Origin of the sequence: Planococcus faecalis (assembly GCF_002009235.1) — a bacterium.
GTDB lineage: Bacteria > Bacillota > Bacilli > Bacillales_A > Planococcaceae > Planococcus > Planococcus kocurii.
Genome location: NZ_CP019401.1, coordinates 112,545 through 129,270 on the forward strand (window position 1 = coordinate 112,545; position 16,726 = coordinate 129,270).

Genomic DNA, 16,726 nt, shown 5'->3' on the forward strand with positions numbered 1-16,726 from the left:
GCCATGAATATTCTGCTGGTTGATGGATACAATATCATTGGGGACTGGGTCGAACTGCAGGAACTGAAAAAAGATAAATTGGCGAATGCTAGAGATCGTCTTATAGAGCGGATGGCTGAATACCGGAGCTATAAGGGATGGCGTGTTATCATCGTTTTTGACGCTCACCTTGTTCCGGGAATTGAAGCCAAAAATCTGCACCACGATGTTGAAGTCATTTACACAAAAGAAAGTGAAACGGCAGATGAACGGATCGAAAAATTGGCGACAAGCTTGCATACTCGCCGCGACCAAGTTTATGTAGCAACTTCGGATTTAACAGAGCAATGGGTTATTTTTGGTAAAGGAGCTCTACGAATTTCAGCAAGAGAACTAGAAATTGAAACGACTGAAATACAGGAGAACATCACTAAAAAAGTAAAAGAAATCCAGGAGCAGCGCGGGATTTCAAAGATACCGCTGTCTGGAGAAGTAGCGGAAATTTTCGAAAAATGGCGAAGAGGCTTGAAATGAACGGTTGACGCTCATTTTTTTCTTCCTGTATACTGAAGATATCGAGGCTCACGCAATCGGAGGGATCACCCGTGGAAAATCATGATCAAGTTCAGCCCCAACGATTCACCGGTATGACAGATGAGGAACTTGTCAGTTTAGTCCACAGTGGAAATACGGAAGCACTGGATTTTTTGATTACAAAGTTCCGTCCTTTTGTTCGAATGAAAGCCCGCTCGTATTTTCTGATCGGCGCTGACAAAGAAGACATTATTCAAGAAGGCATGATTGGTTTATACAAGGCGATTCGAGATTTTAAAAGTGATAAATTATCTTCGTTTCGTGCATTTGCGGAATTATGTATTATTCGTCAAATCATCACCGCTATTAAAACAGCAACTCGACAGAAGCATATTCCGTTAAATTCGTATATCTCGTTGGACAAGCCAATTTACGATGAAGAGTCTGACCGGACTTTAATGGATGTACTGGCGGGCAATGGCGTAGACGATCCGGAAGATTTGGTCATTCATAACGAAGAGTTTCAGTATATGGAAGAAAAAATGGGAGAAGTACTAAGTGAACTGGAACGTGAAGTGTTAGCCCTTTATTTAGATGGTCAATCTTATCAAGAAATTTCAGAAAAGCTTGAACGCCATGTAAAATCAATTGATAACGCATTACAGCGAGTCAAGAGAAAACTTGAGCGTCACTTACAGATCAATGAGATGCCAAGCTCCTGAAGTGCGGTTGACAGGGCTGTTTTAAAGTGATAACCTTGAAAAAGCTTTAAATATAAATAAGGTGATACTGTGGTCAAAAAAATTGTATTAAGCTGCTCAAAATGTGCATCTCGTAATTATACGGTTCCTGCGAAAGCAGAAGCTAGCACACGTTTGGAACTCAAAAAATTCTGTGCTCATTGCAATGAGCATACCGTGCATAAACAAACGATATGAATTTAACTGAATGCCGGGCGATATAGAGTGATTTTGAAATTCGGAGGTTTTTAAAATAATGGGTAACATTAGCGGTTTCTTTAAAAATGTCGTTTCGGAAATGCGGAAAGTAAGCTGGCCGAAACGAAAAGAACTAACTCGTTATACAATCGTTGTTCTTTCTACTTGTATTTTTATGGCTCTCTTTTTCACAATAGTCGATGCAGGCATCTCGGAATTATTCCGTTGGTTCGTAGCATTATAAGTTGTTCGATAAGAATAACGCATAAAAAATAGCCCGTCATTCTATGAGAACGGGTTTTTTCATTTGGTTAAAAAGGAGGGATGGACGTTTAGTCCGCACGATTATGGAGAAAAATTGGTATGTAGTCCACACGTATTCCGGGTATGAAAACAAAGTTAAAGCAAATTTAGAAAAGCGTGTCGAAACAATGGGTATGGAAGATCTGATCTTTCGCGTCATCATTCCCGAAGAACAAGAAACAGATTTTAAAGATGGTAAAAAGCGTACAGTAATGCGTAAGACCTTCCCGGGATATGTTTTGGTTGAATTGATCATGACAGATGAATCTTGGTATGTAGTCAGAAATACACCGGGTGTTACAGGATTTATCGGTTCATCGGGTGGAGGAGCAAAACCAACGCCGTTATTAGATGAAGAAGTTGAATTTATCTTGAAACAAATGGGTATGACAGAACGCAAAGTGGACATTGACTTTGCGGTTGCGGATACAGTTGAAGTAATGGAAGGGCCATTTGCTAATTTCCAAGGAAAAGTCGAGGAAATTGATGATACAAAAGGCAAAGTAAAAGTAGCGATTGACATCTTTGGTCGCGAAACCAAAATGGAACTGGATTTCGAGCAAGTTCAAAAAGTATAAAAGTCCCTTGCTATTCTGAATTATTAATGGTATTATTTCAAAGGTCAGACTGTCATAGGACACTCTGTACAATTTAGCTAATTCTATCAACATCGTTGACAGACAGATATTGAGTGGGAGGGGCAACCCTATTACCACATCACGGACTTAAGGAGGTGTGTTTCGTGGCTAAAAAAGTTGTTAAAGTTGTAAAATTGCAGATACCTGCAGCAAAAGCTAATCCAGCGCCACCAGTTGGTCCAGCATTGGGTCAAGCAGGTGTTAACATCATGGGATTCTGTAAAGAGTTTAACGCGCGTACGGCAGATCAAGCAGGACTGATCATTCCAGTTGAGATTTCAGTATTTGAAGATCGTTCATTTACATTCATTACGAAAACTCCGCCCGCAGCTGTTCTATTAAAAGTAGCAGCCGGTATTGAATCAGGTTCAGGCGAACCGAACCGCAATAAAGTAGCGACTGTGAAACGCGACAAAGTTCGCGAAATAGCAGAAACTAAAATGCCAGATCTAAATGCTGCTTCAGTAGAAGCTGCAATGTTGATGGTTGAAGGTACTGCTCGCAGTATGGGCATTACAATCGAAGACTAATTCTAGTAGTTGTTTTTGGATGGGTTGCGCAGTTCATCATGAACCGCGCAGCCTTTAATCGTGGGAGGTTCATTCCGTTATACCACAACAAGGAGGACGTTTAAAATGGCTAAAACAGGCAAAAAATTGCAAGACGCACAAAAATTAATCGACCGCTCAAAACAATACGAAGCGAAAGAAGCAATCGAACTTGCGAAAAAAGCAAGCACGGTGAACTTTGACGCTACAGTGGAAGTGGCTTTCCGTCTAGGAATCGACACGCGTAAGAACGACCAGCAAATCCGTGGGGCAGTAGTACTTCCAAACGGAACTGGTAAAACTCAAAGCGTATTGGTTTTTGCTAAAGGCGAAAAACTTAAAGAAGCTGAAGCAGCTGGTGCTGATTTCGTAGGCGACGCTGAATATATCCAAAAAATCCAACAAGGATGGTTTGACTTCGACGTGATCGTTGCAACTCCTGACATGATGGGTGAAGTTGGTAAACTTGGACGCGTTTTAGGACCAAAAGGCTTAATGCCAAACCCTAAAACAGGTACAGTTACTTTTGACGTAACGAAAGCTGTTCAAGAAATCAAAGCGGGTAAAGTGGAATACCGTGCAGACAAAACAGGTATTATCCATGCGCCAATCGGAAAAGTTTCTTTTGATGACAGCAAACTTGCTGAAAACTTAGAAGCGATCTATGACGTAGTATTAAAAGCGAAGCCATCTTCTGCTAAAGGTACGTACATCAAATCATTAAACGTTACTACTACAATGGGGCCTGCTGTTAAAGTGGATCCATCTAAAGTAGTTGCTAAATAATATATTGACATCGTATTTCTGCTCTGCTATACTAGCGGAGTTGTGAAATACCCATTTGTACCGCAGACAGTAGGGGCGCTAGTCGCTTAATTTATCCCTGCCGAGGACATGATGAATTCAGTAAACATCTTTTTGATGCTGATTTTATGCCTCTGTGTCTGTAATGGACCAGAGGCTTTTCTTATGGACGGTATAAATGAAAAATCTATAGGAGGTGCCAAAATGAGCAAAGCAGTTGAAACGAAAAAAGTTGTCGTGCAAACAATCGCTGATAAATTCAATGCTGCAGCGTCAGTTGTAGTTGTTGATTACCGTGGATTGAACGTTGCACAATTAACAGAACTTCGTAAACAGCTTCGTGAAGCAGGCGTTGAGTTTAAAGTTTACAAAAACTCAATGACTCGTCGTGCGACTGAAATGCACGGACTTGAAGCAATCAACGAACACTTTACAGGACCAAACGCAATTGCATTTTCTAACGAAGATGTAGTAGCACCAGCAAGAATCATCAATAACTTCGCTAAAGCGAATGAAGCGCTTGAAATCAAAGCGGGCGTTATTGAAGGTGTAGTCGCATCTGCTGACGATATGAAAGCATTGGCAGAACTTCCATCACGTGATGGCTTGCTATCTATGCTACTCAGCGTACTACAAGCTCCAATCCGCAACTTTGCAGCTACAACAAAAGCAGTTGCAGATCAAAAAGAAGAACAAGGCGCTTAATAAGTTAGCCGGCTAAGCAAGACAAAAAATATTACCTATCAATAGGAGGAAACTATAATGACACAAGAACAAATCTTAGACGCAATCAAAGAAATGACAGTTCTTCAACTAAACGACCTAGTAAAAGCAATCGAAGAAGAGTTCGGCGTAACTGCTGCTGCTCCTGTTGCTGCTGCTGGTGCTGGCGCTGCTGCTGAAGAAGAACAAACTGAATTTGACGTTATTCTTACTTCTGCAGGCGATTCAAAAATCAAAGTAATCAAAGCAGTACGCGAAATCACTGGTCTTGGTCTTAAAGAAGCAAAAGCACTTGTAGACGAAGCTCCTAAAGCAATCAAAGAAGGCGTATCTAAAGAAGACGCTGAAGAAATGAAGGGCAAACTTGAAGAAGTTGGCGCTTCAGTAGAAGTTAAGTAATTTCATGAATTCATAAAAAAGAAAGGAAAGCTCGTCAGTGTATACCGACGGGCTTTTCTTCTTTTTAAATTTATTTGCAGGGCGGACATTGTCCGTAATAAGGTGAATGCAAGGAGGACGTTATATGTCTCAACATTATTATTCTAAAAATCCTCAAATAAAAAGCAATCCTCGAGAGTGGACAGATGTGTTACGCGGCGAAAAATTCCGATTCCAAACCGATACAGGAGTTTTCAGCAAAAGTGAAGTCGATTTTGGTTCGCGTTTATTAATCGAGGCATTCAGAGAAGCTGATATTGATGGACCTATGCTGGATGTGGGTTGTGGTTACGGGCCGATCGGGATGGCAATCGCAAAAGCATTTCCTCAAAAACAAGTTCATATGATAGATGTGAATACACGAGCTATTGAACTAGCGAAAACAAATGTTGAAAAAAATGAGATCTCCAATGTCCAGATTTATGAAAGTGACGGATTAGCTGCGGTTGAAATTGATGATTTCTCAGCTATCCTAACAAATCCGCCAATTAGGGCTGGAAAAGAAACTATTTTCCGTTTTTATGAAGAAGCAGCTGCAAAGTTAATGGATGGTGGATCATTGTGGGTAGTTATTCAAAAAAAGCAAGGTGCTCCTTCTACACAAGTGAAATTAGAAGAACTTTTCGGAGAAGTAAGAGTGGTTGATAAGAAGAAAGGTTACTTTATTTTTGAAGCCAGAAAAGTTTGACTTGACAAAACGCCTGTGTTATTATAATGAAATGCAAAATTTATTATTTTGAGGTCGTTTGCCCTTTTTCGGGCTTGGCATGGCGACAGAGCTAATCACGTGTAAACCGAAAATGAGCTGTTTTAGCCTCGTTTTCTTTTTGTCTTTTCGATATCATACACTATTTTGTAGAAATCGCAAAGACCTATAATCGTTTTATTGAGGGGTGAATAAGTTGGTAGGTCAACTAGTTCAGTACGGTCAACATCGTCAACGCAGAAGTTTTTCGAGAATCAGTGAAGTGCTGGATCTTCCGAACTTGATCGAAATTCAATCATCATCTTATGAATGGTTTCTCGAAGAAGGGCTTCGCGAAATGTTCCGAGATATTTCACCGATTGAAGATTTCACAGGGAATCTATCACTCGAGTTTGTTGATTACAGTCTCGCGGAACCGAAGTATCCAGTCGATGAATCGAAAGAGCGCGACGTTACTTACGCAGCACCTTTGCGTGTTAAAGTGCGTCTGCACAACAAAGAAACAGACGAAGTAAAAGAGCAGGATGTCTTCATGGGAGATTTCCCATTAATGACAGAAACGGGTACTTTCGTCATCAATGGCGCAGAACGCGTTATCGTTTCCCAGTTAGTTCGTTCGCCAAGTGTTTATTTCCACGACAAGACAGATAAAAATGGTAAAAAAGGCTTTGGAGCAACTGTTATACCTAACCGTGGAGCATGGTTGGAGTACGAAACAGATGCGAAAGATGTCGTGTATGTCAGAATTGATCGTACACGTAAATTGCCAGTAACAGTTCTTTTAAGAGCTCTTGGATTTGGATCAGACCAAGAAATCATTGATTTGCTTGGAGATAACGAATTCCTTCAAAACACACTTGAAAAAGATAATACAGAGAGCACAGAAAAGGCGCTTCTTGAAATTTATGAACGCTTGCGCCCTGGTGAGCCACCAACGGTTGAAAGTGCGAAGAGCTTACTATATTCACGCTTTTTCGATCCAAAACGCTATGACTTAGCAAATGTTGGTCGCTACAAAATGAACAAAAAGCTCCATATTAAAAACCGTCTTTTCAACCAAACAATTGCCGAAACATTGGCAGATCCTGAAACAGGTGAAATTTTAGTTGAAGCAGGGACATTAATTGATCGTCGTGTACTGGATCGTTTAATTCCAAACTTAGAAAACGGTGTTGGTTTCCATACGGTTTCTCAAGTAGGTGGCGTTCTAGAAGGTGAAGTTACTTTACAGTCGATTAAAATTTATGCGCCGAACAACGAAGATCAAAAAGAAATCACCGTGATTAGTAATGCTTATATAGAAGATAAGATTAAAAATGTAACGCCAGCGGATATTATTTCTTCTATTAGTTACTTCTTTAACCTTCTTTACGGTGTTGGAAACACAGATGACATTGATCATCTTGGTAACCGCCGTTTGCGTTCAGTAGGTGAGCTTTTACAAAACCAATTCCGTATTGGTTTGTCTCGTATGGAGCGCGTCGTGCGTGAGCGTATGTCGATTAACGATACACAAGCCATCGTACCTCAACAATTGATCAATATCCGCCCGGTTATTGCATCAATTAAAGAGTTCTTCGGTAGTTCTCAGCTTTCTCAGTTTATGGATCAAACGAATCCACTTGCTGAATTGACACACAAACGCCGTCTATCGGCTCTTGGGCCCGGTGGTTTAACGCGTGAACGTGCAGGTTTTGAAGTGCGTGACGTTCACTATTCACATTATGGCCGTATGTGTCCAATTGAAACGCCTGAGGGCCCGAACATTGGATTGATCAATACACTTTCAACATTTGCGAAAGTGAATAAGTTTGGTTTCATTGAAACTCCTTATCGTCGTGTAGATGGTGAAACTGGCTTAGTTACACAGCATATTGATTACTTGACTGCGGATGAAGAAGATAACTATGTAGTCGCTCAAGCTAACTCGAAATTAAATGACGATGGATCATTTGTTGAAGAAGGCATTGTGGCACGTTTCCGCGGGGAAAACACAATTTACAAACGCGGCAGCATTGACTATATGGATGTTTCTCCGAAGCAGGTCGTTTCCGTAGCAACAGCTTGTATTCCATTTCTAGAAAACGATGACTCCAACCGAGCATTAATGGGAGCGAACATGCAACGTCAAGCAGTTCCTTTGTTAAATCCGGAAGCTCCTTTTGTAGGAACTGGAATGGAACATTTGGCGGCACGTGATTCTGGTGCAGCTGTGGTGGCAAAAAATGACGGTATTGTAGAGTTTGTGGAAGCAAAAGAAATTTCAGTTCGCCGCATCGAAGTTGTGGATGGCAATGAAGTTAAGGGTGACTTGGATGTCTACAGATTGCAGAAATTCGTTCGTTCGAACCAAGGGACAAGTTATAACCAACGCCCAATCGTTAAAGTTGGAGACCGTATTTCTAAACGTGATATTCTAGCCGATGGACCTTCAATGGAGCGCGGAGAGATGGCATTGGGAAGAAACGTATTGGTAGCCTTCATGACGTGGGACGGCTTTAACTACGAAGATGCGATCATCATGAGTGAACGTTTAGTGAAAGACGATGTTTACACATCTGTCCACATAGAAGAGTACGAATCTGATTCACGTGATACAAAACTTGGACCAGAAGAAATTACGCGCGATATTCCGAACGTAGGGGAAGACGCATTACGTAACTTGGATGACCGTGGAATTATCCGTGTCGGAGCTGAAGTAAAAGATGGAGATATTCTAGTTGGTAAAGTAACACCTAAAGGCGTTACTGAATTAACTGCTGAAGAACGTCTTCTTCATGCTATTTTTGGTGAAAAAGCACGCGAAGTTCGCGATACATCGTTGCGAGTTCCTCACGGTGCTGGCGGTATTGTATTGGACGTTAAAATCTTCAACCGTGAAGATGGAGATGAACTACCACCGGGTGTTAATCAGCTAGTCCGCGCATACATCGTTCAGAAACGTAAAATTTCTGTGGGTGATAAAATGGCCGGTCGTCACGGAAACAAAGGTGTTATTTCAAGGATTTTACCTGAAGAAGATATGCCATTTATGCCTGATGGCACACCAGTCGACATTATGTTGAACCCACTGGGTGTACCGTCTCGTATGAATATCGGTCAGGTGCTTGAATTGCATCTTGGAATGGCTTCTCGTTCACTTGGAATTCATATGGCTTCATCTGTATTTGATGGAGCGAATGAAGAAGATGTGTTGGAAACAATGGAAGAGTCAGGTATGCCACTTGATGGTAAGACGATTCTCTATGATGGTCGTTCTGGGGAAGCGTTCGATAACCGTGTGTCTGTAGGGATTATGTACATGATCAAACTTGCTCACATGGTTGACGATAAATTGCATGCCCGTTCAACTGGACCTTACTCATTGGTTACTCAACAACCACTGGGTGGTAAAGCACAATTCGGTGGACAGCGTTTTGGTGAGATGGAAGTATGGGCACTAGAAGCATATGGTGCTGCACATACATTACAAGAAATCTTAACAGTCAAGTCGGATGATGTTGTAGGTCGTGTGAAAACGTATGAAGCAATTGTTAAGGGCGAAAGTGTACCGGAACCAAGTGTGCCGGAATCATTTAAAGTTCTAATCAAAGAGCTTCAAAGTTTAGGTATGGACGTTAAGATGTTGACGATTGATGATGAAGAAATTGAATTACGCGATTTGGATGAAGAAGAAGATCTTCAGCCTGCGGATTCATTGAATATCCTACCAATCGCAGATAAAGAAGCACCGGTTGGAACAATTGATTAATAACGATTGGATTCGAACGGCTGTAACCGGCCGTTCTCCATTTATTCGCTTAGCCATTACCGAGGAAGAGCCGTACAGAAACTCGAGACAAAAGGGAGGTAGGCTCCTTGATAGATGTTAATAATTTTGAGTATATGAAGATCGGATTAGCGTCACCCGATAAAATTCGCTCATGGTCTTATGGAGAAGTCAAAAAGCCAGAAACAATCAATTACCGTACACTAAAACCTGAAAAAGATGGTTTGTTCTGCGAACGTATTTTCGGTCCTACGAAGGATTGGGAATGTCATTGTGGTAAATACAAACGTGTTCGTTATAAAGGTGTTGTCTGTGATCGTTGTGGCGTTGAAGTTACACGTTCAAAAGTTCGCCGCGAGCGCATGGGGCATATTGAATTAGCTGCTCCAGTTTCACACATTTGGTATTTCAAAGGAATTCCGAGCCGTATGGGACTTATCTTAGATATGTCACCGCGTTCACTTGAAGAAGTAATTTACTTTGCTTCTTATGTAGTAATTGATCCTGCAGATACACCACTTGAAAAGAAACAGCTTTTATCTGAAAAAGAATACCGCGCTTACCGTGATAAGTTTGGCAAGAAATTCCAAGCGGCTATGGGAGCAGAAGCAATCAAACGTCTGTTACAAGAAATTGACCTTGAGCGCGAAACGGATTCTTTAAAAGAAGAGTTAAAAACGGCACAAGGTCAACGTCGTACTCGTGCGATTAAACGCCTTGAAGTCGTTGAGTCATTCCGTAACTCAGGAAACAACCCTGATTGGATGATTTTAGATGTGCTTCCTGTTATTCCACCTGAACTTCGTCCGATGGTTCAATTAGATGGAGGCCGCTTTGCGACTTCCGATTTAAATGACCTTTATCGTCGTGTAATCAACCGGAACAACCGTTTGAAACGTCTTTTGGATCTTGGTGCACCAAGCATTATCGTTCAAAACGAAAAACGCATGCTTCAAGAAGCTGTTGATGCATTAATTGATAATGGTCGTCGTGGCCGTCCGGTTACTGGACCTGGTAACCGTCCATTGAAATCTCTTTCTCATATGTTAAAAGGTAAACAAGGACGCTTCCGTCAAAACCTTCTTGGTAAACGAGTAGATTATTCAGGTCGTTCAGTAATCGTAGTTGGACCTAACTTGAAAATGTACCAATGTGGTTTGCCAAAAGGAATGGCAATTGAATTGTTTAAACCTTTTGTGATGAAGGAATTGGTTGAACGTGGATTGGCTCATAACATTAAGAGCGCAAAACGTAAAATCGAACGTCTTCATTCTGAAGTTTGGGATGTACTGGAAGATGTTATCAAGGAGCATCCGGTTCTATTGAACCGAGCACCAACTCTTCACAGACTAGGTATTCAGGCATTTGAACCAACGTTAGTTGAAGGAAAAGCAATTCGCCTTCACCCGCTTGTATGTACTGCATACAATGCCGATTTCGACGGTGACCAAATGGCTGTTCACGTACCTTTATCATCTGAAGCACAAGCAGAAGCAAGACTACTAATGCTTGCAGCTCAAAACATTTTGAATCCAAAAGACGGAAAACCTGTTGTAACACCATCTCAGGATATGGTTTTAGGAAACTATTACTTAACACTTGAGCGTAAAGGTGCTACAGGAGAAGGCGCAACTTTCTCAGGACCTGAAGAAGTCATGATCGCTTATCAAACAGGCCATGTGCATTTGCATACACGTATTGCGATTCAAGCTGGAGCTGTTAACAACCCGACGTTCACAGAAGAACAAAACAAAATGCTTTTATTGACATCTGTTGGTAAAATTATTTTCAATGAAATTCTGCCGAAGTCATTCCCATATATCAATGAACCGACTGACTTTAACTTGCAGGTGGAAACGCCAGCGAAATACTTTGTTGCTACAACAACGGATATTCGCAAGCATATTGAAGAAGCCGAACTTGTAACGCCATTTAAAAAGAAAATTCTCGGAGAAATTATTGCTGAAGTATTTAAACGTTTCCATATTACGGAAACTTCAAAAATGCTAGATCGCATGAAGAGTCTTGGATTTAAGTATTCGACACAAGCCGGCATTACTGTTGGTGTGTCAGATATTGTAGTTCTTCCAGACAAGGGAGAAATTTTAATTAGCGCACAAGAAAATGTAGACAAAGTAATGAAACAATTCCGTCGTGGATTGATTACAGAAGAAGAACGCTATGCACGTGTCATTTCGTATTGGAGTAATGCAAAAGATATCATTCAGGGCAAACTGATGGCATCTCTTGATAACTTAAACCCAATCTTTATGATGAGTGATTCCGGAGCTCGTGGTAATGCTTCCAACTTTACACAGCTTGCTGGTATGCGCGGATTGATGGCCAACCCGGCTGGGCGTATTATCGAACTTCCGATCAAATCATCCTTCCGTGAAGGATTGACAGTACTTGAATATTTCATCTCAACTCACGGTGCTCGTAAAGGTCTTGCCGATACAGCACTTAAAACAGCCGATTCTGGTTACTTAACTCGTCGTTTAGTAGATGTTGCACAAGATGCAATTGTTCGCGAAAATGACTGCGGAACTGATAGAGGCTTGTTGGTAGGGGCGTTAATGGAAGGCACAGAAGTGATTGAAGAGCTGCACGAGCGTATCGTTGGTCGTCATGCTAAGAAAACAATTCGCCATCCGGAAACTAAAGAGATTATTGTAGCGAAAGATGAACTGATCACACAAGACTTGACTCGTCTCATTCTTGAGGCAGGCATTAAAGAAGTGACAATTCGTTCTGCGTTTACATGTAACACAAAACACGGTATTTGTAAGAAATGTTACGGAACGAACTTGGCAACTGGAGACGAAGTTGAAGTGGGCGAAGCAGTTGGTATTATTGCGGCTCAATCAATCGGAGAACCAGGAACTCAGCTTACGATGCGTACATTCCATACAGGCGGTGTTGCAGGAGACGATATTACACAAGGTCTTCCGCGTATCCAAGAAATATTTGAATCGCGTAATCCGAAAGGTCAAGCCGTTATTTCTGAAATTACAGGTACCGTTACTGAAATTGACGAAATTCGCGAAGGCCAAAAAGAAGTAACGATTCAAGGTGACGTTGAAACACGTAAATACTTAGCACCTTATAATGCTCGTATCAAGGTTCAAGTAGACGATGCTATTGTTCGAGGCGAAGTATTGACAGATGGTTCAATTGATCCGAAACAATTGCTACAAGTAAAAGACGTTCAAGCTGTTCAAGTTTATCTATTGAAAGAAGTTCAAAAAGTATACCGTATGCAGGGTGTTGAAATCGGCGATAAGCACGTAGAAGTTATGGTTCGTCAAATGTTCCGTAAAGTTCGCGTAATTGAAGCCGGTGATACTGAATTGCTACCAGGTTCACTTTTGGATATTCATCAATTTACTGAAGCCAATGTTAAAGCGGTTCTAGAAGGTAACTTACCAGCGACAAGCCGTCCCGTAATTCTAGGGATTACAAAAGCTTCTCTTGAAACAGAATCATTCTTATCAGCCGCATCTTTCCAAGAAACGACTCGCGTCTTAACAGATGCAGCGATTAAAGGGAAACGTGATGAGCTTCTAGGATTGAAAGAGAACGTTATTATCGGTAAACTTGTTCCAGCTGGAACAGGAATGCAGCGTTACCGTCAAATCAGAATTGCTCAAAGCGAAAAAGCGGCGAAGCAAGAAAGTGTCGGTACAGAGTCATAAAATAAATGTATTAGATTCCGGGGAGGTTCTAAATAATCTCCTCGGGATTTTTTAAGAATTCAGTTGACAGCATTAGCATAGAATGATAATATGTTAAGGGTTGATGGTTAACGGTCTAACGCTTTGGAGGATATGTGAATGTCTAATGAAAAAGTAAAACAGACAAGTGAAATGATCATCGGTACAAAGCAGACAGTAAAAGCAATAAAAAGCGGTATTGTCCAAGAGATAATAGTGGCAAAAGACGCAGACGATCGAATGACCGAACAGATTATCCAACTAGCCTTAGAAAAAGGTATTCGGGTCGGATTTGCAGATTCACGATTGAAGCTTGGCAAAGCATATGGCATTAATGTCGGTGCAGCTGCTGTGGCGATTACTGGATAACAGTTTTTGTGTAAATCACAAAGACTTTGTTTTTTACCCAAAAATGAACCACCTGGATATGTGGTATTAGAACACCTTTTGAGAGGAGGAAAAAATCGATGCCTACAATTAACCAATTAGTTAACAAGCCTCGTAAACCGAAGACTACTAAATCGGGTTCACCAGCGCTAAACAAAGGGTATAACAGCTTCAAAAAGGCTCAAACTAACGTGACATCACCACAGAAACGTGGAGTATGTACTCGTGTTGGTACAATGACACCGAAAAAACCAAACTCCGCATTGCGTAAATATGCGCGTGTACGTTTGACAAACCAAATTGAGGTTAATGCTTACATCCCTGGAGAAGGTCACAACCTTCAAGAGCACAGTGTAGTTCTTCTTCGCGGCGGACGCGTAAAAGATTTACCGGGTGTACGTTACCATATCGTACGTGGAGCACTTGATACAGCTGGAGTAAACGGCCGTATGCAAAGCCGTTCTAAATACGGAACTAAGCGTCCTAAAGTAAAAAAATAATATCTTAAATTAACGAAGAGAATTCGTTGAAAGGAGGAACATACATGCCTCGTAAAGGTCCTGTAGCTAAACGTGATGTGTTGCCAGATCCAATTTATAATTCAAAATTGGTGACACGCTTAATTAATAAAATGATGGTTGACGGAAAAAGAGGTACTTCACAAAAAATCTTATACGGAGCGTTTGAGTTAGTTAAAGAACGCAGCGGTAAAGATCCAATTGAAGTATACGAACAAGCTTTGGCTAACGTTATGCCAGTTCTTGAAGTACGCGCTCGCCGTGTTGGTGGTGCAAACTACCAGGTACCGGTTGAAGTTCGTCCAGAACGTCGTTCAACTCTAGGTCTTCGCTACCTTGTAAACTATTCACGTCTTCGTGGAGAGAAAACAATGGAAGAGCGTTTGGCTAATGAAATTTTAGATGCTGCTAACAACACTGGTGCAGCTGTTAAGAAACGCGAAGATATTCATAAAATGGCGGAAGCAAATAAAGCATTTGCTCACTATCGCTGGTAATTTCTTTCGAGATGTTTACATCTTAATCCGAAACGGAAGGAGAAAAACAACATGGCTAGAGAGTTCTCCTTAGACAAAACACGTAATATCGGGATCATGGCACACATCGATGCTGGTAAAACGACTACTACGGAGCGTATTTTATACTACACTGGTAAAATCCACAAAATTGGGGAAACGCATGAAGGTGCTTCTCAAATGGACTGGATGGAGCAAGAGCAGGAGCGCGGAATTACAATTACGTCTGCTGCTACAACAGCTTCATGGAAAGAACACCGTGTTAACATTATTGATACTCCAGGACACGTAGACTTCACTGTTGAAGTTGAACGTTCGTTGCGCGTACTTGATGGTGCGGTTACAGTTCTTGATGCTCAATCAGGTGTTGAGCCTCAAACTGAAACTGTTTGGCGTCAAGCTACAACTTACGGAGTTCCACGCATCGTATTTATCAACAAAATGGATAAAATCGGCGCGGACTTCTTATACTCTGTAGGTACGTTGCATGAGCGTCTACAAGCTAATGCTCACCCGATTCAGTTGCCAATCGGTGCAGAAGATAACTTTTCAGCAATCATTGATTTAGTTGAAATGAAAACACATTTCTACGCTAACGATTTAGGAACTGAAATTACTGAAGGTGAGATTCCTGAAGATCACAAAGAACTTGCTGAGGAATGGCACACTAAATTAGTGGAAGCTGTTGCTGAGCTTGACGAAGATTTGATGGAAAAATACCTTAGTGGCGAAGAAATTACTGTTGAAGAACTTAAAGCTGGTATCCGTAAAGGAACACTAGACGTTGAGTTTTATCCAGTAGTTTGCGGAACTGCATTTAAAAACAAAGGGGTTCAATTAATGCTTGATGCAGTAATTGATTACCTACCATCTCCATTAGATGTACCACCAATGACTGGTGTTCTTCCGGACTCAGACGAAGAAGTATTACGTAAACCTAGCGAAGACGAGCCATTCTCAGCGCTTGCGTTTAAAGTAATGACAGATCCATATGTTGGAAAGTTAACTTTCTTCCGTGTGTATTCTGGTTCTCTTAAATCTGGTTCATATGTTCAGAACTCTTCTAAAGGTAAGCGTGAGCGCGTTGGACGTATCCTACAAATGCATGCAAACTCTCGTGAAGAAATCGCTGAAGTATATTGCGGAGATATTGCTGCTGCTATCGGCCTTAAAGATACATCAACAGGTGATACGTTAAGTGACGAGAAACAACAAGTAATTCTTGAGCGTATGGTATTCCCAGAACCAGTTATTTCACTTTCTGTGGAGCCTAAATCAAAAGCCGATCAAGATAAAATGGGTCAAGCCCTTGCTAAATTGCAAGAAGAAGATCCAACTTTCCGTGCGCACACTGACCAGGAAACTGGCCAAACAATCATCGCGGGTATGGGTGAACTTCACCTTGATATCCTAGTTGACCGTATGCGTCGTGAATTCAACGTAGAAGCTAACGTGGGTGCACCTCAGGTATCTTACCGTGAGACATTCCGTCAGTCTGCTAAAGTTGAAGGTAAATTCGTGCGCCAATCGGGTGGACGTGGACAATTCGGACACGTTTGGATTGAGTTCTCTCCAAACGAAGAAGGAGCAGGTTTTGAATTTGAAAATGGTATCGTTGGTGGTGTTGTTCCGCGTGAATACATCCCAGCAGTTGAAGCGGGTCTTCGCGACTCTCTAGACAACGGTGTTATTGCCGGATATCCTTTGATCGATATCAAAGCTCGTTTGTTCGACGGATCTTACCATGATGTTGACTCGAACGAAATGGCATTTAAAGTAGCTGCTTCTATGGCACTTAAAAATGCGATTTCTAAAGTTAATCCAGTTCTTCTTGAGCCTATCATGCGCGTTGAGGTTGTTATTCCTGAGGAATACCTTGGGGATATCATGGGTGACATTACGTCACGCCGAGGCCGCGTAGAAGGTATGGACGCTCGCGGAAACGCACAAGTTGTTCGTTCTATGGTACCTCTTGCACAGATGTTCGGTTATGCAACTTCATTGCGTTCAAATACGCAAGGCCGTGGTGTGTTCTCAATGCACTTCGATCACTATGAAGAAGTACCGAAATCAATTTCTGAAGAAATCATCAAAAAAAATAAAGGTCAATAATTGAATTTTGATCTTTAATCACGTATAAATAGTTTGTATGCTGAGAATAATAGGGCCCTATTATTCTCAGCACTTCAAACAAACATTCACTTACATTTCGA

Annotated in this window: 16 protein-coding genes and 1 other annotated feature; all 16 genes read left to right on the top strand. The window is 41.4% G+C overall.

The features are described 5' to 3' along the window. Nucleotides 1–3 precede the first annotated feature (3 nt). Nucleotides 4–513: an NYN domain-containing protein gene (locus AJGP001_RS00540; RefSeq protein ID WP_071153299.1), complete on the top strand. Its 510-nt coding sequence runs from the start codon at nt 4–6 to the stop codon at nt 511–513. 71 nt (nt 514–584) lie between these two features. Beyond that, complete coding sequence (gene sigH / locus AJGP001_RS00545) at nt 585–1,235, top strand: RNA polymerase sporulation sigma factor SigH (RefSeq protein ID WP_071153300.1); 651 nt, start codon at nt 585–587, stop codon at nt 1,233–1,235. A 69-nt stretch (nt 1,236–1,304) separates the two neighbouring features. Further along, nucleotides 1,305–1,451, top strand: a complete 147-nt coding sequence (gene rpmG / locus AJGP001_RS00550) for a 50S ribosomal protein L33 (RefSeq protein WP_078080010.1) — start codon at nt 1,305–1,307, stop codon at nt 1,449–1,451. 58 nt (nt 1,452–1,509) lie between these two features. Continuing rightward, nucleotides 1,510–1,695 carry a preprotein translocase subunit SecE gene (gene secE, locus AJGP001_RS00555; protein WP_058386746.1) on the top strand — a complete coding sequence of 62 codons (186 nt, stop codon included), beginning with the start codon at nt 1,510–1,512 and terminating at the stop codon, nt 1,693–1,695. A 103-nt stretch (nt 1,696–1,798) separates the two neighbouring features. Continuing rightward, nucleotides 1,799–2,332, top strand: a complete 534-nt coding sequence (gene nusG / locus AJGP001_RS00560; protein WP_058386745.1) for a transcription termination/antitermination protein NusG — start codon at nt 1,799–1,801, stop codon at nt 2,330–2,332. 164 nt (nt 2,333–2,496) lie between these two features. Then, on the top strand, nt 2,497–2,922 hold the full coding sequence (rplK, locus tag AJGP001_RS00565; RefSeq protein WP_006828906.1) for a 50S ribosomal protein L11: 426 nt from the start codon (nt 2,497–2,499) through the stop codon (nt 2,920–2,922). 105 nt (nt 2,923–3,027) lie between these two features. Then, on the top strand, nt 3,028–3,726 hold the full coding sequence (gene rplA / locus AJGP001_RS00570) for a 50S ribosomal protein L1 (RefSeq protein ID WP_058386744.1): 699 nt from the start codon (nt 3,028–3,030) through the stop codon (nt 3,724–3,726). A gap of 42 nt (nt 3,727–3,768) precedes the next feature. Next, nucleotides 3,769–3,917 (top strand) — a sequence feature (ribosomal protein L10 leader region). Nucleotides 3,918–3,948: 31 nt separating this feature from the next. Then, complete coding sequence (rplJ, locus tag AJGP001_RS00575) at nt 3,949–4,449, top strand: 50S ribosomal protein L10 (RefSeq protein WP_058386743.1); 501 nt, start codon at nt 3,949–3,951, stop codon at nt 4,447–4,449. A 57-nt stretch (nt 4,450–4,506) separates the two neighbouring features. Then, nucleotides 4,507–4,866, top strand: coding sequence for a 50S ribosomal protein L7/L12 (gene rplL, locus AJGP001_RS00580; protein WP_058386742.1), 360 nt, complete (start codon nt 4,507–4,509; stop codon nt 4,864–4,866). Between the two features lie 124 nt (nt 4,867–4,990). Next, a complete protein-coding gene (locus tag AJGP001_RS00585; RefSeq protein WP_071153301.1) occupies nt 4,991–5,593 on the top strand; it encodes a class I SAM-dependent methyltransferase in 603 nt (200 codons plus the stop codon). A 214-nt stretch (nt 5,594–5,807) separates the two neighbouring features. Next, on the top strand, nt 5,808–9,362 hold the full coding sequence (gene rpoB / locus AJGP001_RS00590) for a DNA-directed RNA polymerase subunit beta (RefSeq protein ID WP_058386740.1): 3,555 nt from the start codon (nt 5,808–5,810) through the stop codon (nt 9,360–9,362). A gap of 107 nt (nt 9,363–9,469) precedes the next feature. Beyond that, nucleotides 9,470–13,075: a DNA-directed RNA polymerase subunit beta' gene (gene rpoC / locus AJGP001_RS00595; RefSeq protein ID WP_058386739.1), complete on the top strand. Its 3,606-nt coding sequence runs from the start codon at nt 9,470–9,472 to the stop codon at nt 13,073–13,075. Nucleotides 13,076–13,213: 138 nt separating this feature from the next. Beyond that, nucleotides 13,214–13,462, top strand: coding sequence for a ribosomal L7Ae/L30e/S12e/Gadd45 family protein (locus AJGP001_RS00600; RefSeq protein WP_071153302.1), 249 nt, complete (start codon nt 13,214–13,216; stop codon nt 13,460–13,462). Between the two features lie 98 nt (nt 13,463–13,560). After that, nucleotides 13,561–13,980, top strand: coding sequence for a 30S ribosomal protein S12 (rpsL, locus tag AJGP001_RS00605; protein WP_058386737.1), 420 nt, complete (start codon nt 13,561–13,563; stop codon nt 13,978–13,980). A 44-nt stretch (nt 13,981–14,024) separates the two neighbouring features. Beyond that, nucleotides 14,025–14,495 (top strand): 30S ribosomal protein S7, encoded by a 471-nt coding sequence (gene rpsG / locus AJGP001_RS00610; protein WP_058386736.1) that lies wholly within the window; start codon nt 14,025–14,027, stop codon nt 14,493–14,495. 51 nt (nt 14,496–14,546) lie between these two features. Then, a complete protein-coding gene (fusA, locus tag AJGP001_RS00615) occupies nt 14,547–16,625 on the top strand; it encodes an elongation factor G (protein WP_058386735.1) in 2,079 nt (692 codons plus the stop codon). Nucleotides 16,626–16,726 lie beyond the last annotated feature (101 nt).